The 20,408-nt window shown below is 75.5% G+C and carries 17 protein-coding genes; 7 read left to right on the top strand and 10 right to left on the bottom strand.

The annotated features are described in order from the left end of the window. Positions 1–92: 92 nt before the first annotated feature. The 5 genes from QBL21_RS11735 to QBL21_RS11715 all read right to left on the bottom strand — a co-directional run bounded on the left by QBL21_RS11735 (position 93) and on the right by QBL21_RS11715 (position 6,684). Positions 93–1,286 (bottom strand): XdhC family protein, encoded by a 1,194-nt coding sequence (locus tag QBL21_RS11735; RefSeq protein ID WP_407562083.1) that lies wholly within the window; start codon positions 1,284–1,286, stop codon positions 93–95. Between the two features lie 30 nt (positions 1,287–1,316). After that, positions 1,317–2,786 (bottom strand): NCS2 family permease, encoded by a 1,470-nt coding sequence (locus tag QBL21_RS11730; RefSeq protein WP_407562082.1) that lies wholly within the window; start codon positions 2,784–2,786, stop codon positions 1,317–1,319. A gap of 129 nt (positions 2,787–2,915) precedes the next feature. Continuing rightward, entirely contained in the window at positions 2,916–5,306 is a 2,391-nt protein-coding gene (gene pucD, locus QBL21_RS11725) for a xanthine dehydrogenase subunit D (RefSeq protein WP_407562081.1), read from the bottom strand. Continuing rightward, positions 5,306–5,785, bottom strand: a complete 480-nt coding sequence (locus QBL21_RS11720) for a (2Fe-2S)-binding protein (protein WP_407562080.1) — start codon at positions 5,783–5,785, stop codon at positions 5,306–5,308. Before QBL21_RS11720 ends, pucD begins: the two co-directional genes overlap by 1 nt. After that, positions 5,785–6,684, bottom strand: a complete 900-nt coding sequence (locus QBL21_RS11715; protein ID WP_407562079.1) for an FAD binding domain-containing protein — start codon at positions 6,682–6,684, stop codon at positions 5,785–5,787. Before QBL21_RS11715 ends, QBL21_RS11720 begins: the two co-directional genes overlap by 1 nt. 258 nt (positions 6,685–6,942) lie before the next feature. Between QBL21_RS11715 and QBL21_RS11710 the strand changes: the two genes are divergently transcribed. Continuing rightward, the gene (locus QBL21_RS11710; protein ID WP_407562078.1) at positions 6,943–8,805 is read left to right on the top strand and encodes a PucR family transcriptional regulator; all 1,863 of its coding nucleotides are present in this window, start codon (positions 6,943–6,945) and stop codon (positions 8,803–8,805) included. 194 nt (positions 8,806–8,999) lie between these two features. Further along, positions 9,000–9,782 (top strand): hypothetical protein, encoded by a 783-nt coding sequence (locus QBL21_RS11705; protein WP_407562077.1) that lies wholly within the window; start codon positions 9,000–9,002, stop codon positions 9,780–9,782. Between the two features lie 141 nt (positions 9,783–9,923). On the opposite strand, the gene QBL21_RS11700 is transcribed toward QBL21_RS11705, so the two are convergent. Then, the gene (locus tag QBL21_RS11700; protein ID WP_407562076.1) at positions 9,924–10,859 is read right to left on the bottom strand and encodes an EamA family transporter; all 936 of its coding nucleotides are present in this window, start codon (positions 10,857–10,859) and stop codon (positions 9,924–9,926) included. A 115-nt stretch (positions 10,860–10,974) separates the two neighbouring features. On the opposite strand from QBL21_RS11700, the gene QBL21_RS11695 reads away from it, so the two are divergent. Continuing rightward, on the top strand, positions 10,975–11,457 hold the full coding sequence (locus tag QBL21_RS11695) for an Lrp/AsnC family transcriptional regulator (protein ID WP_407562075.1): 483 nt from the start codon (positions 10,975–10,977) through the stop codon (positions 11,455–11,457). A gap of 24 nt (positions 11,458–11,481) precedes the next feature. Next, complete coding sequence (locus QBL21_RS11690; RefSeq protein WP_407562074.1) at positions 11,482–12,420, top strand: LysR family transcriptional regulator; 939 nt, start codon at positions 11,482–11,484, stop codon at positions 12,418–12,420. Positions 12,421–12,465: 45 nt separating this feature from the next. Here QBL21_RS11690 and QBL21_RS11685 read toward each other — a convergent pair whose 3' ends face one another. The 3 genes from QBL21_RS11685 to QBL21_RS11675 are packed head-to-tail and all read right to left on the bottom strand — an operon-like array spanning position 12,466 to position 16,379. Further along, positions 12,466–14,487, bottom strand: a complete 2,022-nt coding sequence (locus QBL21_RS11685; RefSeq protein WP_407562073.1) for an FAD-dependent oxidoreductase — start codon at positions 14,485–14,487, stop codon at positions 12,466–12,468. A 33-nt stretch (positions 14,488–14,520) separates the two neighbouring features. Continuing rightward, positions 14,521–15,630 carry a Gfo/Idh/MocA family protein gene (locus QBL21_RS11680; protein ID WP_407562072.1) on the bottom strand — a complete coding sequence of 370 codons (1,110 nt, stop codon included), beginning with the start codon at positions 15,628–15,630 and terminating at the stop codon, positions 14,521–14,523. Further along, positions 15,627–16,379, bottom strand: coding sequence for a sugar phosphate isomerase/epimerase family protein (locus QBL21_RS11675; RefSeq protein ID WP_407562071.1), 753 nt, complete (start codon positions 16,377–16,379; stop codon positions 15,627–15,629). The genes QBL21_RS11680 and QBL21_RS11675 overlap by 4 nt, the downstream gene beginning before the upstream one ends. A 138-nt stretch (positions 16,380–16,517) precedes the next feature. On the opposite strand from QBL21_RS11675, the gene QBL21_RS11670 reads away from it, so the two are divergent. Both QBL21_RS11670 and QBL21_RS11665 read left to right on the top strand, forming a co-directional pair. After that, the gene (locus QBL21_RS11670; RefSeq protein ID WP_407562070.1) at positions 16,518–17,516 is read left to right on the top strand and encodes a LacI family DNA-binding transcriptional regulator; all 999 of its coding nucleotides are present in this window, start codon (positions 16,518–16,520) and stop codon (positions 17,514–17,516) included. A gap of 155 nt (positions 17,517–17,671) precedes the next feature. Then, positions 17,672–18,661, top strand: coding sequence for an acetylxylan esterase (locus tag QBL21_RS11665; RefSeq protein ID WP_407562069.1), 990 nt, complete (start codon positions 17,672–17,674; stop codon positions 18,659–18,661). A gap of 58 nt (positions 18,662–18,719) precedes the next feature. On the opposite strand, the gene QBL21_RS11660 is transcribed toward QBL21_RS11665, so the two are convergent. Continuing rightward, entirely contained in the window at positions 18,720–19,316 is a 597-nt protein-coding gene (locus QBL21_RS11660) for a GntR family transcriptional regulator (protein ID WP_407562068.1), read from the bottom strand. 175 nt (positions 19,317–19,491) lie between these two features. Between QBL21_RS11660 and QBL21_RS11655 the strand changes: the two genes are divergently transcribed. After that, positions 19,492–20,391: a (2Fe-2S)-binding protein gene (locus tag QBL21_RS11655; protein WP_407562067.1), complete on the top strand. Its 900-nt coding sequence runs from the start codon at positions 19,492–19,494 to the stop codon at positions 20,389–20,391. Positions 20,392–20,408 lie beyond the last annotated feature (17 nt).

Below are 20,408 nucleotides of genomic sequence, written 5' to 3'. Positions count from 1 at the left end.
CCTGCCCCGGCCCGCCGGCCGGCGCCCGCAGAACCCGCAGAGGTCACAGGGCCCACAGGCCCCCGCCGCAGATCCCGCGCCCCGCCGACCGCTCAGGCCACGTCCCCGGCCCGCCGCTCCCCCGCCGTCCGCCGCTCCCGGTGGATCGGCGTGTGCGCCCCCGTCAGCGGCACTCCCGTGCCGCCCCGCCGCGCCGCGACGATCTCGCCGGCGATGGACACGGCGACCTCCTCCGGCGAGCGGGCGCCGAGGTCGAGGCCGATCGGCGAGTGCAGGCGGGCGAGTTCGAGGTCGGTGACGCCCGCCTCCCGCAGCCGCCGGTTGCGGTCCTGGTGCGTGCGGCGCGAGCCCATCGCGCCGACGTACGCGACGGGCAGCCGCAGCGCCGCCGTCAGCAGCGGCACGTCGAACTTGGGGTCGTGCGTGAGCACGCACAGCACCGTGCGCCCGTCCAGCTCCCCCGCGGCCAGCGCGTCCGCGAGGTACTCGTGCGGCCAGCGCACCGCCACCTCGTCCGCTTCCGGGAAGCGGCGGGCGGTGGCGAAGACGGGGCGGGCGTCGCAGAGGGTGACGCGGTAGCCGAGGAACTTGCCCATGCGCACCAGCGCGTGCGCGAAGTCGATCGCGCCGAAGACGACCATCCGCGGCGCCGGCACGCTCACCTCCACCAGCAGCGTCACCGGCTCCCCGCAGCGCGCGCCCTCCGCGCCGACCGCCACCGTGTCCGTACGCCCCGCGTCCAGCAGCGCGGCGGCCTCGGCGGCGGCGGTGCGCTCCAGCGCGGTGCCGTCCCAGTCGGGCAGGTCAGGGAGCGGGCCCGCGAGGCGGCCCTCGTACGTGCCGTCGGGGCGTACCAGCAGCGCCCGGCCGACCAGCGCGGCCGGGCCGCCGACCACCCGGGCGACCGCCGCGGCCTCGCCGCCGGCCGCGGCGGCGAGCGCCGCGCGGAGCACGTCGGCGGCGGGCCCGCCGGCGTGCGGGCCGGGCGCGACGAGGATGTCGATGACCCCGCCGCAGGTGAGCCCGACGGCGAAGGCGTCCTCGTCGGAGTACCCGAACGTCTCCAGCACCGGCTCGCCGGTCTCGGCGACCTCGCGGCACAGCTCGTACACCGCGCCCTCGACGCAGCCGCCGGACACGCTGCCGACCGCCGTGCCCCCGGCGTCCACGGCCAGCGCGGCGCCCGCGCCGCGCGGCGCGGAGCCGCTGGTGCCCACGACGGTGGCGACGGCGAAGGCGCGCCCTTCCGCGCACCACCGGGCGAGGTCGGCGGCGATGTCCAGCATGCTGATCAGCTCCTCACAGGGCGGCTGGTCCTATTTGACACCCATCCACTGCTCGATCGGATGAAGCGCGAAGAAGACGACGAAGACGGCGGTCAGCACCCACATGAAGGGCCCCGGCTCGCGCCACTTCCCCTGCGCGGCCCTGATCGCGGTGTACGAGATGACGCCGGCGGCGACGCCCGCCGTGATGGAGTACGTGAACGGCATCAGCACGACCGTCAGGAACACCGGGACGGCCACGCCGCGGTCGGCCCAGTCGACGTGCCGCGCGTTCGCCATCATCATGGCGCCGATGACGACGAGCGCGGCGGCGGCCACGTTGCCGGGCACGATCTGCGCCAGCGGCGTGAAGAGCAGCCCCAGCGCGAACAGCAGCCCGACGACGACGCTCGACAGCCCCGTGCGGGCGCCCTCGCCGACGCCGGTCGCGGACTCCACGAACACCGTCTGCCCGGAGGCGCCGGCCGTGCCGCCGACCGCACCGCCCGCTCCGTCGATGAACAGCGCCCGGGACAGGCCCGGCATCCGGCCGCGTTCGTCGGTGAGCTTCGCCTCCGTACCGACGCCGATGATGGTGGCCATCGCGTCGAAGAACCCGGCCAGCACCAGGGTGAAGACGATCATGCTGACGGTCATCACGCCGACGTCGCCCCAGCCGCGGAACGACACCTCGCCGAAGAGCCCGAAGTCCGGCGTCGAGGTGATCCCGCCGGCCGGCAGCTCCGGCGCCCGGCCGTTGGCCCACGCCTCGGGCCTGAGGCCGGCGACGGCGTTGACGACGACGGCGGCGACCGTGCCGGCGACGATGCCGATGAGGATGGCGCCGGGCACGTTGCGCGCCTGGAGCATGAAGATCAGCAGCAGGGTGAGGCAGAAGACGAGCACCGGCCAGCCGCGGAGCTGGTCGTTGACGCCGAGGGTGACGATCTTCGCCTCGCCGGCCTGGACGAAGCCGGCGTTCACCAGGCCGATCAGCGCGATGAACATGCCGATGCCCATGGTGATGGCGTGCTTGAGGGCCAGCGGGATCGCGTTCATGATCATTTCGCGCAGCCCGGTGACGACCAGCAGCATGATCACGACGCCGTACGCGACGCACATCCCCATCGCCTGCGGCCACGTCATCTGCGGCGCGACCTGGCTGGCGAGCACGCCGGAGACACTGAGCCCGGCGGCGGCGGCCAGCGGCACCTTGCCGAAGAAGCCCAGCAGCAGCGTGGTGACCGCGGCGGCCAGCGCCGTGGCGGTGATCAGGCCGGACTGGGCGAGCACGTTGCCGGCGGCGTCCTCGCCGCCCAGGACCAGCGGGTTGAGCAGCAGGATGTAGGCCATCGCCATGAAGGTGGTGAGCCCGCCGCGCACCTCGCGGGCGACCGTGGAGCCGCGCTTCGATATCTCGAAGTAGTGGTCGAGCCAGGAGGTGCGGCCGGGCGCGGCGGGACCGGTGCCGGGTGAGTCGGCCGGCGCGGCGTCGCGCCGGTCGACGGAGGACTGGGCCATGCGTTCTCCCAAGGTTCACAGGGGCACCCGCGGTTGCGGGATTTGGGATGGGTGGTGCTGCACGACCCGGGGGACGGCCCGGGGGAAGGTGGAGCGGTGGTGCCCTCTCAGGTGCGGTTCGGGCGCGGCTCAGGTCCCGGTCAGGTGCTCCGGCCGTACGGGGGCCTTGGCCAGCGCCAGACCGGTGGCCTGGCGGATGGCGGCGAGCACCGCCGGGGTGGCCGAGAGCGTGGACGCCTCGCCCACGCCGCGCAGGCCGTACGGCGCGTGCGGGTCGGCCAGTTCGAGCACGTCGACCGGGATGGCCGGGGTGTCGAGGATGGTCGGGATCAGATAGTCGGTGAACGAGGGGTTCCGCACCTGCGCGGTCGCGGGGTCGATGACGATCTCCTCCATCACCGCCACGCCCAGGCCCTGCGTCGTGCCGCCCTGGATCTGCCCGACGACGGACAGCGGGTTGAGCGCCTTGCCGACGTCCTGGGCGCAGGCCAGCTCGACGACCTTGACCAGGCCGAGTTCGGTGTCGACCTCGACGACCGCGCGGTGCGCGGCGAAGGAGTACTGGACGTGGCCGAAGCCCTGGCCGGTGGCGATGTCGAACGGCTCGGTGGGCCGGTGCCGGAAGGGCAGTTCGACCTCCACGGGCTCCTCGCCGTCGAGCACGTCGGCGAGGTCGGCGAGGACCTCGCCGCCGTCCGTGACGACCTTGCCGCCCTCCAGCAGCAGTTCGGCCGTCGCCCACGCGGGGTGGTACGTGCCGAGCTTGCGCCGGCCGAGCGCGAGGACCTGCTCGCGCACCGCCGCGCAGGCGTTCCGTACCGCGCCGCCCGTCATGTACGTCTGCCGCGAGGCCGAGGTGGAGCCGGCCGATCCGACGCGGGTGTCGGCCGGGGCGATGACCACCTGGGCGACGCCCAGTTCGGTGCGGGCGATCTGCGCCTGCACGGTCACGCCGCCCTGGCCGACCTCGGCCGCCGCGGTGTGCACGGTGACCACCGGCTCGCCGCCGGTGGCCTCCAGCCGCACCCGGGCGGTGGAGAAGTCGTCGAAGCCCTCGGAGAAGCCGACGTTCTTGATGCCGACCGCGTAGCCGACGCCGCGCACGACGCCCTCGCCGTGCGTGGTGTTGGACAGCCCGCCGGGCAGCGCCCGTACGTCCGCGGCGCCGCCGGCGCTCTCCCACTGCCGCTCGGGCGGCAGCGGCCGGGCCTGTACGCGGCGCAGGATCTCCGCGACCGGCGCCGGGGAGTCGACCTGCTGCCCTGTCGGCAGCCGCGAGCCCTGCGACATGGCGTTGAGCTGCCGGAACGCCACCGGGTCCATGCCGACCGCCGCCGCCAGCCGGTCCATCTGCGCCTCGTACGCGAAGCACGCCTGGACCGCGCCGAAGCCGCGCATCGCCCCGCAGGGCGGGTTGTTGGTGTAGAGCCCGACCGCCTCGATCTCGACGTCCTCGACGACGTACGGGCCCATGGACAGCGACGCGGCGTTGCCGACGACGGCCGGGGTGGAGGAGGCGTACGCGCCGCCGTCGAGGACGATGCGGCAGCGGGCGTGGGTGATCCGGCCCTCCGCGGTGACGCCGTGCTCGTAGCGGATCCTGGCCGGGTGCCGGTGCACGTGGCCGAAGAAGGACTCGAAGCGGTCGTAGACCATCTTCACCGGCTTGCCGGTGCGCAGCGCCAGCAGGCAGGCGTGGATCTGCATCGACAGGTCCTCGCGCCCGCCGAAGGCGCCGCCGACGCCGGAGAGCGTCATGCGCACCTTGTCCTCCGGCAGCCCGAGCACGGGCGCGATCTGCCGCCGGTCGGCGTGCAGCCACTGGGTGGCGACGTACAGGTCGACGCCGCCGTCCTCGGCGGGCACCGCGAGGCCGGACTCGGGGCCCAGGAACGCCTGGTCCTGCATGCCGAACTCGTACTCGCCGGTGACGATGTGGTCGGCCCGCAGGGCCGCCGCGGCGGCGTCGCCGCGGACGATCGGCTGGCGGTGGACGACGTTCGGGTGCGGTACGTGCTGCCTATGGCCGTCGGTGCGGCCGGGGTGCAGCACCGGCGCGCCGGGGGCGAGCGCGGACTCCTCGTCGGTGACCAGGGGCAGCTCCCGCCACTCGACGCGGATCTTCGCCGCGGCCCGGCGGGCGGTCTCGGGGTGGTCGGCGGCGACCAGCGCCACCGGCTCGCCGTGGTGGCGCACCCGGCCGGCGGCGAGCGCCGGGGTGTCGGCGATCTCCAGGCCGTAGTTCTTCTGCTCCGCGGGCAGGTCGTCGTACGTGAGGACGGCGTAGACCCCGGCCTGGGCGAGGGCGGCGGAGGTGTCGATCGCGACGATCTCGGCGTGCGCGTGCGGGGAGCGCAGCGTGTGCCCCCAGATCATGTCCTCGTGCCACAGGTCGGAGGAGTACGCGAACTCCCCGGTGACCTTCAGCGTGCCGTCGGGGCGCAGCTCGGACTCGCCGATGCCGCCGGCGGTCCGCGCCTCCCGGGTGAGGTTCGCGGGGATGCGGGTGGCCTCGGACATCAGACCCCCTCCCGGCGGGCGGCGGCGAGCCGGACCGCGTCGAGGATCTTCTCGTAGCCGGTGCAGCGGCACAGGTTGCCCGACAGGCCCTCGCGGATGTCGGCGTCGGACGGCGACGTCGGCCAGGGGTAGCGCTCCAGCAGGTCGTCGGCGGCGACCAGCAGGCCCGGGGTGCAGAAGCCGCACTGCACGGCGCCGGCGTCGACGAACGCCTGCTGGACGGTGGACAGGCCGTCGTCCCCGGCCAGGCCCTCGACCGTGACGACCTCGCGGCCCTCGGCCTGCCCGGCGGCGACCAGGCAGGCGCACACCGGGACGCCGTCAAGGCGTACCGTGCACGAGCCGCACTCCCCCTGCTCGCAGGCGTTCTTCGAGCCCGGCAGGCCCATCCGCTCGCGCAGCACGTACAGCAGGCTCTCGCCCTCCCAGACGTCGTCGGCCTGCTGCTCGCGGCCGTTGACGGTGAACGTCACCCGCATCACGCGGCACCTTCCCCTCGTGTGGGTTCTGCCGGGTTTTGGCGGTACGACTCCCAGGTCCAGCCGAGCGTGCGGCGGGCCATGACGCCGACCGCGTGCCTGCGGTAGCGCGCGCTGCCGCGCACGTCGTCGATGGGGTTGCAGGCGCCCGCCGCCAGCTCGGCGAACTGCCGGGCGAGGGCGGGGGGCAGGGTCCGGCCGCTGTCCCAGAAGCCGCCCTCGGCGAGCGCCGCGTTCAGGAACTCCTCGGCGGCGGTGGCGCGGACGGGCGTGGGCGCCGCCGAGCCGATGCCGGTGCGGACCGTGCGGGTGTCGGGGTGCAGCGCGATCCCGAACGCGCACACGGCGATCACCATCGCGTTGCGGGTGCCGACCTTGGAGAACTCCTGCGGCCCGGTGGCCTTCTTGATGTGCACCCACTTGATCAGCTCGTCGGGGGCGAGCGCGTTGCGCTTGACGCCGGTGAAGAAGTCGTCGACGGGGATCCGCCTGCTGCCCCGTACGGACTCCACCTCGACCTCCGCGCCCGCGGCCAGCAGCGCGGGGTGCGCGTCGCCGGCCGGGGAGGCGGTGCCGAGGTTGCCGCCGACGCCGCCGCGGTTGCGGATCTGCGGGGACGCCACGGTGTGCGCAGCGCGCGCCAGCCCGGGCAGCGGCCCGCCCAGTTCTGCCACGATGCGCGCGTACGGCACGGAGGCGCCCAGCCGCACGGTTCCGGCGCCGGTCTCCCACTCCTGAAGCTCGGCGATACGGGTGAGGTCGAGCAGGTACTCCGGGCGGCGGTGGTCGAAGTTGATCTCGACCATGAGGTCCGTGCCGCCCGCGAGGGGCACGGCCGCGGGGTGCTCGGCCTTGGCGGCGAGCGCTTCCTCCCAGCCGGCGGGGCGCAGGAAGTCCATGGATGCTCTCGGCTTTCCTTCGAAAGAGCGGGTGCGTGCTTGAGCTGTTGACGGAACCTGGCCCAAGTACACAGAAACGCCGCCGTCCGGGTGCAGTCACGGAAAACATGAAGCAATGGGCAGGCCAGAACCGGCTTCTTGTAGTTTCGAACGAAGGCCGGGGCATCCTTTCCCTGCGGGACCTCCCACGACGACCGCCCGGCGGGGTACGCGACCGGGCGGCCCTGCCGACGCACGACCGACAGCAAGGGAACGCGCATGAGGCTGCGGGCACTCCTGGACTCCGAGGCGCTGGGCCTGAGGCTCCTCGGCGGCGCGGACGAGCTGGACCGCCCGGTGCGGGGCGTGATGACCACGGACCTGACGGACCCCAGCCGCTATCTGTCGGGCGGCGAACTGGTGCTCACCGGGCTGGCCTGGCGGCACGGCCCGCAGGACTCGGAGCCCTTCGTACGGATCCTGGCCGCGGCCGGCGTCGCCGGGCTCGCGGCGGGCGAGGCGGAGCTGTCGGGGGCGGGGGTGCCGGAGGACCTGGTGCGCGCGTGCGCGCGGCACCGGCTGCCGCTCTTCGCGGTGGACGAGGACGTCGCGTTCGCCACCATCACCGAGCACGTCGTACGGCAGGTCTCCGGCGAGCGGGCCGGCGACCTGGCGGCCGTCGTCGAGCGGCACCGGCGGCTGATGTCGTCCGGGCCCGCGGGCGGCGGCCCCGAAGTGGTGCTCGACCTCCTCGGCTCGGACCTGGACCTGCGCGCCTGGGTGCTCTCCCCCACCGGCCGGCAGATCGCCGGCACCGCGTCCGGGGCGGCCGGCGGACGGCCGCCGGCGCTGCCGGCGCAGGTGGCGGCGCGGCTGGCCGGCGAGCACCTCGGGGCGCTGCGCGGCGGCCGGCCGGGGCCGCACCGGGCGACGCTGCCGGCGGCGGGCGGGAGCGTGACGTACTCGCTGTTCCCCATCGGCGGCGGCGGGCGGGACCTGCGCGAGACGGTGCTGTCGGACTGGCTGCTGGCGGTGGAGGCGGACGCCGGGGAGTGGCCGCCGGAGCGGCTGGACCTGCTGCACGGCGTCACGCAGTTGATCGCCGTGGAGCAGGAGCGGCGCGACGCCGCGCGGTCGGTGCGGCGGCGGCTGGCGCAGGAGGTGCTGGAGCTGGTGCAGGCCGGCGCGCAGCCGGCGGAGATCGCGGCCCGGCTGCGGATGGCGGTGCCCGTGCTGCTGCCGGGGGTCGGGGCGGCGCCGCAGTGGCAGGTGGTGGTGGCGCGGGTCGAGTGGGAGGTCCCCGGGGGACAGCCGGGGATCGCGGGCGGGCCGGTGGCGCAGGCGATGCTGGAGGAGATGCTCGCCGGGCTGACGCCGGCCGCGGGGGCGCGGCCCGGGGAGCGGATCGCGGTGGCGCACACCGGCGACGAGGCGGTGGCGCTGGTGCCGCTGCCCGCGCGGGCGCCGCGGGCGGACGTGGCGGCAAGGCCGGACCCGGCGGACCCGGCGGGCGCGGCGGGCGCGGCGGACCCGGCCCGCGCGGGCGGCGCCGGGGGCGCGGCGGGCGGCCGGCCCCGCAAAGGCGCCGCCGAGAGCGCCGCGGGCGGGCGGCCCGGCGGCGGCCCGGGGGCGCCGGCCGACGACGGGGGGCTGCGCGCCGCGGCGCTGCTGGCCGCCGTACGGGAGCCGCTGGCCCGGGGGCTGGCCGGCGACGGCAGGCTCACGCTCGGCATCAGCGCCGCGGTGCACTCCTCGGAGGGGCTGCGCGGCGCCCTGGAGGAGGCCCGGCACGCCCGCCGGGTCGCCGCCGCCCGGCCGGGCAGCGTGTGCGCGGCGGGCCACGAGGAGCTGGCCTCGCACGTGCTGCTGCTGCCCTTCGTCCCCGACGACGTACGCCGCGCGTTCACGGCCCGGCTGCTGGACCCGCTGCGCGCGTACGACCACCGCCACCGGGCGGAGCTGGTGGAGACGCTGGAGGCGTTCCTCGACTGCGACGGCTCCTGGACCCGCTGCGCGGCCCGCCTCCACCTGCACGTCAACACGCTGCGCTACCGGGTGGGCCGGATCGAGCAGCTCACCGGCCGGGACCTGGCGCGGCTGGAGGACAAGCTCGACTTCTTCCTCGCCCTGCGCATGAGCTGAACGCCGCCGTCCGCGCGGCGCGTTCGCGCGCGCCGCGTTCGGGCCCGCGGCAACCCGTTGGCCAAGATCTTGTGAAGTCGTTCACGCGAGCCCTTGGCCCAGGGCAGACTTCGTGCTGAGATTCGACTCACACTGGGCTGCGTTGTTCCTTGGCTCGACGGCGCGTTGGGGAGGCAAAAGTGGCGGATACCGCCATGGCACGGTCGGAATCGGCGATGTCGGAGGATCCGCTGGAGCGGGCGATCTGGCGGCTGCGCTCGCGCGGCTGCTGGGACGACGCCGCGGCGCTCCTCGACGACGACGCCGGGACCGACGCCGAGGCGGCGCGGCGGCGCGCGGCGCTGCTCGTCGAGCAGTGCATGTTCACCGCGGCGGGCTGGGACCGCGCCGAGGACGCGGTGCGCAACGCGGAGGCGCTGTCGGTCGACGGGGAGAACCGCGGCGTCACGGCGTGCGAGCGGGGCTATCTCGCGTACGCCTCCACCCTGTTCCAGGAGCGCGACCGCTCCGACGAGGCCCGCGCGGCGCTGGGCCGCGCCGCCGCGCTGCTGGCGCCGACGTCGCCGCACCGGCCGATGCTGGACTTCCGGCGCGGCCTGGTCGCCCAGCACCTGACGAAGAACGCGACGGCCGCGCTGGCGGCGTTCCGCCGCGCCCACGCGGGCGCGCTGGAGCAGGGCGACCTGCTGCTGTGCTCGTTCACCTGGCGCCACCTGGCCTCGCTCTCGGCCGACGACGGCGACCTCGCGGATGCGCGGCACGGCTTCCGCGAGTCGCTGCGGCTGCGCGAGGAGGTGGGCTACCTGATCGGTACGGCGCCGGCGCTGATGGCGCTGGCCGACGTCGAGCCGGAGCCCGAGGCGGGCCGGCTGCGGGCGGAGGCGACGCGTCTGGTGCGGCTGCTGGACGGGGTGCCGGCGTGGCTGGCGGAGCAGTTGGGCGAGGAGCCGCGGCGGGTCCCGGCGGCGGAGGGCTGACGCCGGGCAGGGGGTTCCGTCGGCCGGGGGCGGTGCGGGGGGTGTCCGGGCCGTAGGGACAGTCGTTTTCCGGCCGTCTTCCGCTCGCCGTCCACACGCTTTCGCGTACGCGCCCTCGTACACGCGCCCTCGCGTACGCGCCTACGCGCCCGCCGCCGCGTCCCGCTCCCGGTGCACCGCGACGCCCGCGACGACCAGCGCGATGCCCGCCGCCTCCGCCACCCCCGGCACCTGGCCGAGGACGACCACGCCCATCAGCGCCGCCGTCGCCGGCAGCAGCGAGAGCATCAGCGCGAACGTCGCCCGCGGCACCCGCGCCATGGCGAGCTGGTCGCACACGTAGGGGATCACCGACGAGCACACCCCCACCCCGAACGCCGCCGCCAGCAGCACCGGCGACGTCACCACCGCCGCCGCCTCCCCGATCCCCGCCGGCGCCGCGACCACCGCCGCCACCAGCATCGCGGCGCCGAGCCGCCCCACGCCCGACGCGCCGCCGTCGGCCGCGAGCCGGTGGCCGAGGACGACGTAGAGCACGAACAGCGCGCAGTTGCCGAACGCCAGCGCGAGCCCGAGCGGTTCGGCGACGAGGTGCGCGTCGGTGAGCAGCGCGACGCCCGCGAGCACCAGCGCCAGCGCGGCGACGTTCCGCCGGGTCCGTACGCCCGCCGCGGCCAGCACCACGGGCCCCAGGAACTCCACCGCGCCGACCGTCCCCAGCGGCAGCCGCTCCAGGGCCAGGTAGAACGTGCCGTTCATGGTGGCGAGGACGGCGCCCATCGCCACCAGCAGCTTCCGCTGGTACGGCGTCGCGGCCCGCCAGTCGCGCCAGGGCCGCCGCCAGACGGCGAAGACCAGCGCCGCCGAGGCGATCCGCAGCCAGGTGACGGCGAGGACGTCGAGGCGGGCGAAGAGCAGGACGGCGCACGCCGGGCCCAGGTAGTGGAAGACCGCGGAGGAGACGAGGAACGCCGGCGGCGGCACGCGCTCGGCGGCCAGGGCGAACCGGCCGCCGGAGGCGGCGGCAGGGGTGTCGCCGGAGGCGCCGGCGGGGCTGCGGGAAAGGGAGTCGGCCACGGTGAAATCGTCGCAATGTCCGCTCCAGCGGGCCATGGCGAACCGGAAAGCCTCCGCGCCGATCGCTTTCCGCTCCGGGGTACGAAACGGGCGCCCGCTGTGCGAAGGTGAAGCCGTGGACGCACTCGACCGCTCGATCCTCACCGAACTCGACGCCGATCCCCGGCTGTCCACGGCCGAGCTGGCCCGGCGCACCGGCGTGTCCGTGCCCACCGCCCGGGAGCGGGTGCGGCGGCTGGAGGAGTCCGGGGTGATCCGCGGCTACCGCCTCGACGTCGACCCGGCGGCGCTGGGCTACCCGGTGGCGGCGTTCGTCCGGGTGCGGCCGGGGCCCGGGCAGTTGCCGCGGATCGCGACGCTGGCGCGGAGCCTGCCGCAGGTCAGCGAGTGCCACCGGATCACCGGCGAGGACTGCTTCCTGCTCAAGGTGCACGCGAGCGACCTCGATACCTTCGAGGAGGTGCTCGACCGCTTCCTGCTGCACGGCCAGACGACGACCTCGATCATCCAGTCCACGGCGGTGCCGCCGCGGACGCCGGGGCTCGGCGCGTACGCGGACGGGGGCGGCGGGGCCTCGGACGGGGGCCGGGTCGCGTAGCGGCTGCGGCTAGGGTTGCCGGGCGTGGACCTCGATGCCGTACGCACCTTCGTCGCCGCCGCCGACACCGGCCAGTTCCAGGAGGCGGCGGCCGAGCTGATGCTGACCCAGCAGGCCGTCTCCAAGCGCATCGCCGGGCTGGAGAAGAGCCTCGGCGTGCGGCTGTTCACCCGTACCGCGCGCGGGGCGAAGCTCACCATCGACGGCCAGGCGTTCCTGCCCCACGCCCGTGCCCTGCTGCGGACCGCGGAGCGGGCGGCGGCCTCCGTGCGGCCCGGGAGCCGGGCGCTGCGCGTGGACGTGGTCGGGCGGCGGGTCGCGACCGCCGGGCTGCTGCGCGACTTCCACCGCGCCCACCCGGACGTGGAGCTGGACGTCGTCACCGTCTACGGCGGCGCGCCGGCCGTGGACGCCGTGCGCGACGGCACCGTCGACGCGACCTTCCGCGCCCTGCCGCCGCCCGGCCGCCGGCTGCCCGACGGCATCGCCACCGCGCCCGTGCTGTACGAGCCGCTCCAGCTCGTCACCGGCCCCGCGCACGAGTTCGCCGGCGCCCGCTCGGTGACCCCCGCGCAGCTCGCCGGGCGCCGGATCTGGATGCCCGGCAACGCGCCGGGCACCGAGTGGACCGCGTACTACGACGAGATGGCCGCCGAGTTCGGCGTCGGCATCGACGCGGTCGGCCCCGACTTCGGCATCGAGAGCCTCCTGGACACCATCGCCGAGTCCGCGACCGTGGGGACCTTCCTCAGCGAGCGGACCCCGCTGGTCTGGCCGGTCAACCACGACCTGTGCCGCATCCCGCTCCGCGGCCCGACGCCGGTCTACCCGCACCTGCTGCACTGGCACGCCGACAACACGCACCCCGCGCTCGCCCTGCTGCGCGACCACCTCGCCGCCGCCCGCCCGCGGCACGCGCCACGGGACACCGCCGGCACGTGGGCACCGGCGTGGTCCCGCTGACCGGCACCCGCGCGCGGTGACCAGGGCTCCGGCCGGCGGCTGCCGCTACCCCGCCGGGGTGAAGCGCACCGCGTCCGCGATCACGTGGCCGTCGGTGTCGTCGTTGCGTATCCGCACGCTCCCCGCCGTCCCCGCCACGAACGTGTGCCGCCCCAGGACCACCCACTTCCCGCCGCCCGAGCGCTGGTCGACGGTGTACGTCTGGGTGCCGCCGGCGTGCTCGACGTCCACCGGCACGTTCGTCGCCCTGTTGCTGTAGGCGGTCCACCACAGGGCGACGTCCCAGGCGCCGCCGTCCGGCAGCTCCGGCCGGAAGCGGACCCAGGCCGTCCCTTTGCCGGCGTTGTCGTCGTGGACGTAGTCCGGGCCGTAGTAGCCGGAGGTCGACGTGCTGGTCAGCCAGGTGCCGGCGGAGGTGACGCCGGTGGCGGAGGCGTTGTCGACGACGATCTCGCCGGGCTCGGCCGGCGGCCACTGGAGCAACTGCCCGTCCGCGCTCAGCCGCGCCTGGAGGGCCGCGACCGGCACCTGCTGCACCACGCCGCCGCCGTCGAGCGCCATCCGCGCGGCGGTCGCCGCCGACTGCGCGAGGATCATGAAGACCGGCTCCATCCGGATCGATCCGTACGCGATGTGCGAGGCGGACAGCGCGACGGGCACCAGCAGGTTGGTGCACTGCTCGCGCTTCGGCGTGAGCGAGCGGTAGCTGATCCCGTACGGTGCCGGTACCCCGACCTGCACGTCGCCCTCGTTGCGCGCCACGCCGCCCACGACGAGGCGGCGGCAGTTGTGCGAGTCCATCGTGTACGAGGCGAGGCCCACGGAGTCCGCGGCGCGCACCGTGCCGCGGCAGTCGTGCTCGGTCATGACGTACGCGGAGACCATGCGGCGCGCCTCGCGGATGTACAGCAGCGGCGGCCAGCCGCCGTGGTCGGTGAACTCGTCGCGCGGCAGCCCCCAGGCGGCGGTCTGCGCGCGCACGGACTCCGGCAGCCGCGGGTCGTTGGCCAGGAACCACATCAGGCCCTGCTGGTAGTCGACGTGTTCGGCGTGGATGCGGGCGCGCTCGGCGTGGGTGCCGGTCGGATAGCCGAAGTTGAGGCCGATGTTGTCGGTGGAGAACGCGCCGTTGTTGTTGGAGTCGGTCTTGCCGCCGCCCATCTGGTGGGTGGTGTAGAACGGCCCGCGCCAGCCGGCCCGGACGTAGCGCAGCAGCAGTTCGTAGCGCATCGGGTCGTAGCCGGAGGGCTTCGGGAAGGGGATGCGGTCGCCGGCCTGGGTCAGGCACATGCGGAAGCAGTACGCCTGGATCGCCTCGTCGGCCGTGCCGTTCGGCGCGAGCGGGTCGGCCGAGACCCCGGGCAGCAGGCCGCTGGCGGGGCTGCCGGGGGTGACGTAGGGGTCGACGGGGTGGACGAACTGGTGCTTGTCGCGGTGCTGGACGCCGTTGAGCGTCTCGTCGTACGCGGCGTTGCCCTCCCGGCCGGTGGTGAAGCCGACGCCGGCGCGGGCCAGCAGGTCGCCCTCGTACGTCGCGTCCAGGAACACCCCGCCCTCGTACGCCCGGCCGTCGTCGGTGACGAGGCGGTGGATCCGGCCGCCGCGGCGCTCGACGGAGCGCAGCCGGGCGTCGAGCACCACGGGCACGTCGTGCTCGGCGAGCAGGTCGGCGAAGACCGCGGAGGCGACGTGCGGTTCGAAGGTGTAGCGGGCCGGGGAGTCGTCGGTGACGGGCGTGCCGTGGTACTTGGCGTACACGCGGCGGTAGAACTCCAGGGCCAGGCCGCCGATGGCGGAGGTGTTGCCGGTGTCGGTGGCGCCGAGGCCGCTGGTGGTGAGGCCGCCGATGTGCCGGGTGGGCTCCAGCACCACGGCGGTGCCGCCCATCCGGCGCATCTGCACGGCGGCGATCACGCCGGCCGAGGTGCCGCCGTAGACCACCAGGTCGGCCCGGACGGGGCCGCGGCCCGCGGCGGCGGCGTACGCCCCCGAGCCCAGGACGGGCAGCGCGAGACCCGCGCCGCCGGCGGCCAGCAAACCACGTCTAGAAAGCGCTTTCTCAGCCATGGTTCCGGAGTGTGCCCGCGCCGCGACGGGACGTCAACGCATCGGTACGCCCGGATCCCAGTGGGCCGGCAGCGCCGCCGGCACGGTGAAGCCGGCGCCCCCGACGGACACGAACTCCCCGTCGCGCGCGGACTTCTCGACCGCCGCCATGGTCTCCAGCACGTGCTGCGCCAGCTCGCCGGAGGCGCGGTGCGGCTCGTCGGCGGCAAGCGCGCGGGCCATGTCGAGCGCGCCCATGCCGCGCCCGGCGGTCGCACCCTCGGCCTCGATCTCCGTCCACTCCGCCGAGCCCGTGGGGCGCAGCCGCAGGGAGCCGTCGAAGCGGTTGGGGTCGGGCAGCGCGAGGGTGGCCTCGGTGCCGGTGATCTCCACGAAGCCCTGCCGGTTCAGCGGGGAGTCGAAGCTGACCACCAGCGACGCGCTCTGCCCCGCGGCGTAGTCGAGGAGCGCCGCGACGTGCGTGGGCACCTCGACCGCGAACTCCGTGCCGGCCTTCGGCCCGGAGCCGATCACCCGGGTCTCGCGCGCCCGGCGCGCCACCGCGGCGACCCGCTCGACCGGCCCGAAGAGCGTCGCCAGGCACGTCAGGTAGTACGGGCCCACGTCGAACAGCGGCCCGGCGCCGCGCAGGAACAGGAACTCGGGGCTGGGGTGCCACGACTCCGGGCCCGGGGTCTGCATCAGCGCAAGACCGCTCAGCGGCACCCCGATCGCGCCCTCGTCGACAAGCCGGCGCGCCGTCTGGAGCCCGGCGCCGAGGAAGGTGTCCGGGGCGCAGCCGAGCCGCACGCCGGCCTTGGCTGCGCGGTCGACCAGGTCGGCGCCGGTGGCGGGGTCGAGGGTCAGCGGCTTCTCGTTCCACACGTGCTTGCCGGCGTCGATGGCCGCGGCCGCGACGTCGTGGTGGGCGGCGGGGACGGTGAGGTTGACGACCAGCTCGACGCCGGGGTGGGCGAGGGCGTCCGAGGTGGTGCCGTGCGCCGGTACGCCGTAGGCGGCGGCCTGTGCCGCGGCACGCTCCGGGTCGAGGTCCGCGCAGAACAGCACGCGCAGGTCCGGGAAGGCGGTGAGGTTCGTCAGGTACTGGTCGCTGATCGTGCCGCAGCCGACCACGGCGACACCGAGGGGTTCCCTGGCGGTCATCGGCGCTTCCCCTCCAGCCAGTCGAAGCTCTCGCGGACGGCGGTGAGCATGTCGGTGGCGCAGGCGTCGAGTTCGACGATGTGCCGGCGGGCGTGCGCACCGGCGGCGAGCACGGCCTCCACGGGCATCCGGCCGGCGCCGACCGCGGTCATCGGGTCGTCCTTGGTGACGGGCCCGTCCTTGACGTGCAGGTGCGTGACGCGCTCGCCGAGCCGGCCGAGCAGCGCGGGCACGTCCTGCCCGCCGACCGCCGCCCAGTACGTGTCCACCTCGAACTGCACCGCGGCGTCGAGGCCGTCGAGCAGGTCGGCCAGCACCTCCAGCGCGGGGACGCCGCCGACGTGCTGGGCCAGCTCGAACTCGTGGTTGTGGTAGCCGAGCGCGAGGTCGTGCCCGGCGGCCCGCTTCGCGGCCTCGGCCAGCTCGCCGGCCACGGCGCGTACCCCGTCGGCGTCGGCGAACCGCTCCGGCGGCTGGTACGGCACGAAGACGGTGTCGGCGCCGACGGTGCGCGCGCCCCGGAAGGCGGCCTCGGCCTGCTCGGGGCCGGCGAGCACGTGCGCGTGCACCGAGCCGGCCGCGAGGCCCGCCGCGTCCAGGTCGGCCCGCAGCGCCTCGGGGTCGGTCAGCACGTCGTAGCACTCGACCTCGCGGTAGCCGAAGCCGGCCAGCGCGGCGAAGGTGGCGGGGCGGTCGGCGGCGATCTCGTCGCGAACGGTGTAGAGCTGCACGCCCAGGGTCGGGCTCATGGTCTCCTCCGTCTTCGTTTTCGACAATTTTTCGCTTGCTCATGGACGCTAGAAGGCAGGCCGACCTCCGTCAACACCCTTGACAGGGTCGGAAGTCGACTTGCAGGCTGGCCGAAGTTTTTCGAAAAGGACGTGCCCATGCCTCCCGAACAAGCCACCCTCAGCGATATCGCCGCCCGCGCCGGTGTCTCGGTGTCGACCGTCTCCAAGGTCCTGCACGCCCGCACCGACGTCGCCCCCGCCACTCGCGAGCGGATCGCCCGGCTCCTCGCCGACCACGGGTACCGGCCGTCCCGCGGCTCCGGCGTCGTCGACCTGGTCATCGGCAGCCTCAACAGCCCGTGGGCGGACGCGCTGGTCACCGGCGCGGTCGAGGCCGGCGCCGAGGCCGACTGCCGGATCGTCATCGACAGCGTGCCCGACAGCGCCGCCGTCCTGCGCCACACCCTGGAGCGCATCATGGCGCGCGGCAGCGACGGCGTCCTGCTCGTCCACCAGGTGCCGGCGCCGGAGACCCGCGCGCGGCTGGCGGCCAAGCGCATCCCGCTGGTCGCCATCGACCCGCCGGCCGAACCGGGCGCGGGCGTTCGCTCCGTGGGCTGCACGAACTGGCAGGGCGGCCTCGCCGCGACCCGCCACCTCATCGAGCTGGGCCACCGCCGCATCGCCACGCTCACCGGGCCGCTGCGGATCTGGTCCGCCCGCGCCCGCTTCGACGGCTACCGCGCCGCGCTGCTGGAGGCCGGGCTGCCGGTCGCGGACGAGCTGATCCACTATGCCGACTTCTTCGCGCCCGACGGCCGGGCCGGGGCGCTGGCGCTGCTGGACCTGCCCGAGCCGCCGACGGCGGTGGTCGCGGCGAACGACGGGCAGGCGTTCGGCGTGCTCCAGGCCCTGGCCGAACGGGGGCTGCGGGCGCCGGCGGACGTGAGCGTCACCGGGTTCGACGACACCCCGGTCGCCGCGTGGGCGGCGCCGCCGCTGACCACCGTCGTCCAGCCGCTGGAGGCGATGGCGGCGACGGCCTTCCGGATGCTGCGGGTGCACACCGAGGGCGGCGCGGCGCAGCCAGAGCAGGTGGAGCTGGCCACGACGCTGACGGTGCGCGCGTCCACGGGCCCGCCCCCGCCACGCTGAGCACGGCCCTCGCGCCGCTACGCCCGTCACCCCCCGTTACGCCCCGTCCGCGCCGGACGTTTCCCCCACGCCCGCTCCCCCGCACCCGCCCGGCCGCACCAGCACGCGCCCGCACCCGCACCCGCACTGCCGCCACGACCGACTGGAGCATCCGCATGGCCCTGTTCGACCTCCCCCTCGCCGACCTGCGCGAGTACCGCCCCGAGCGCGAGGAGCCCGCCGACTTCGACGACTTCTGGACGCGCACCCTGGCCGAGGCGGAGTCCGCGACGGCCGGCCCGGCGCCGGAGTTCCGCCCGTACCCGACGGACCTCACGGCGGTCGACGTGCACGACGTGACCTTCGCCGGCTGGGGCGGCCACCGGATCTCCGCCTGGCTCGTCCTGCCCCGCGGCGACGACGGGCCCGTGCCCTGCGTCATGCACTACATCGGCTACGGCGGCGGGCGCGGGCTGCCGCACGACCACCTGCTCTGGCCCGCCGCCGGCCGCGCCGTCTTCGTCGTCGACACCCGCGGCCAGGGCGCCGCCCACCGCGACAACGCCGGCTCCACCCCCGACCCGTACGGCACGGGCAACGCGCAGACCCCCGGCTTCATGACGCGCGGCGTGCTCGACCCGGAGGAGTACTACTACCGCCGCGTCTTCACCGACGCCGTGCGCGCCGTCGACGCCGCCGCCGCGCACCCGGGGGTGGACGGCGGGCGGATCGCGGTCAGCGGCGGCAGCCAGGGCGGGGCGATCGCGACGGCGGTCGCCGGGCTGCACCCGGGGGTGCGGGCCGCGATGATCGACGTGCCGTTCCTCAACCACTTCCGCCGGGCCGTCACGATCACCGACCGGGACCCGTACCAGGAGCTGGTCCTGTACCTGGCCACCCAGCGCGGCGCGGACGAGCGGGTGTTCCGGACGCTGTCGTACTTCGACGGGCTCAACTTCGCCGCCCGGGCCCGCGTCCCGGCGCTGTACTCGGTGGCGCTGATGGACGAGGTGTGCCCGCCGTCGACGGTCTTCGCGTCGTACAACCACTGGGCCGGGCCGAAGGACATCGAGGTCTACCCGTGGAACGGCCACGAGGGCGGCGGGAACGAGCACCGGGTGGCGTCGCTGGCCTGGCTGCGCGCGCAGCCGCTCGGAGGAGCGTAGCGGGCGGGGACGCGGGCGACCGGGGCGTACGGCACGCCGGTTGCCGTCGTACGCCCCCTCAGGCCCGCTCCGGCGCGCCGAGCAGCTCCCGCAGCACCGCCTCCGCCGCCGCCGTGTCCCCCGCCGCCAGCGCGTCGACCAGCGCCTGCCGGCGGGCCTGCGGCGCCGCCGGGGGCCGCGCCCTGGCCCGCAGCTCGCCCGCGACGCGGACCAGTTGGAGGTTGCCGGAGAGCGCCACCAGCGCCTCGTGGAACTCCGCGTCGTCCGCGGCCAGCCGGCTCAGCGCCACCCACCGCTCCGGCGGCACCCCGGCCGCCAGCCGGTGCAGCAGCGGTACGAGCAGCAGCGCGCGCACCTCCGCCAGCTCGGCCAGGTCGCGCGCGCTGGGGGCGAGCACCCGGAAGCCGCGGTTGGGGAGTATCTCCACCGCGCCCTCCGCGGCGAGTTGCTGCATCGCCTCGCGCACCGGCGTCGCCGAGACTCCGTACCGCTCGCCGAGCGCGGGCGCGGAGTACACCTCGCCGGGCCGCAGTCCGCCGTCGAGGACCGCGGCGCGCAGCGCGTCGAGCACCTGGCCGCGTACGGAGTGCCTGCGCACCCGGGCCGGGGCGCGGAGTCGGCCCGGCACCGCCGGCGTGTGCGGCGCGTCCTCCACTGTTTCTCCCGGTTCGCGACGGAAGTTCGCACCTTAGGCGACGCTCGTGCCCCACGGTAACCCGGCGCCCCTTGCCTCCTCCCCGATCAAGCCGGTTAAGGTTAGGCTTACCTCAACCCGCCGACGGGTCGAGAACACGCCACGCCCCGCCGAGCCCAGGGTGGTCACCGCACCGATGTCCGCACCCGCAGTGCCCCAGCCGCTCGACGGCGCCGAGACCGCGCGCGCCCGGCTCACCGGCACCCCGGTCACCGCGGCGTACACCCGGCTCTCCGAGGTCCTGCCCTTCCTGGCCGTCACCGAACTCGGCCCCGCGGACCCGCTGCCCGCCGCTCCCGGCTGGGTGACCGCCGCGGACCTCGCCGCCGGCGGCCGGGCCCTGGACGACTTCCTCGCCTGGGACGCCGAGCAGGTCCGCGGCACGTACGGGCAGGACGCCCGCCCGGACGTCGTCGCCAGCTTCGGCCTGCACCGCTACGCCTGGTCCGCCTGCCTGCTGGTCACGCTCCCCTGGTTCCTGCTGCGCCGCGTGCCCCGCCTCCCCCTCGACGCCGTGGCGCTGCACCGCAGCGCCGACGGCAGCCGCACCCGCGTCGCCGTGCGCGGCAGCGGCTTCGCCTGCCTGCCGGACGACCCGGCCGCCGGCCTGCCCGGCGCCCGCGTGGTGGCCGGCGAGGAGGCGCTGCGCGCCGAGGTGCGGGCGGCCGTGGCCGGCCATCTGGAGCCGGTGCTCGCCGCGTTCGGGCCGCGGATGCGCCGCGGGCCGCGCGCCCTGTGGGGGATGGCGACGGACGAGATCGTCGAGGGCCTGTGGTACCTGGGCGACCTGCTGGGCGAGGAGGAGCGCGCGATGGCCGAGACCGCGCTGCTGCTGCCGGGCGACGGGCCGGCCACCGCCCCGTACGCCGGCGGCGCCGCCTTCCGCACCCTCACCGGGCCCGCGGGGCAGCCCCTGGCCACCCGGGACCGGGCGAGCTGCTGCATGTACTACACGCTGCGCCCCGACGACACCTGCGTCACCTGCCCGCGTACCTGCGACACGGAGCGCGTCGCCCGTCTCGTCGCAAGCACTTAGCCCGTAAGCCACCCCTT

It is taken from the genome of Streptomyces sp. 184 (assembly GCF_045781775.1).
In the GTDB taxonomy this organism is placed as follows: domain Bacteria; phylum Actinomycetota; class Actinomycetes; order Streptomycetales; family Streptomycetaceae; genus Streptomyces.
Note: the sequence above shows the minus strand (reverse complement) of the source record. Positions and strands in the feature narration are given on the sequence as shown.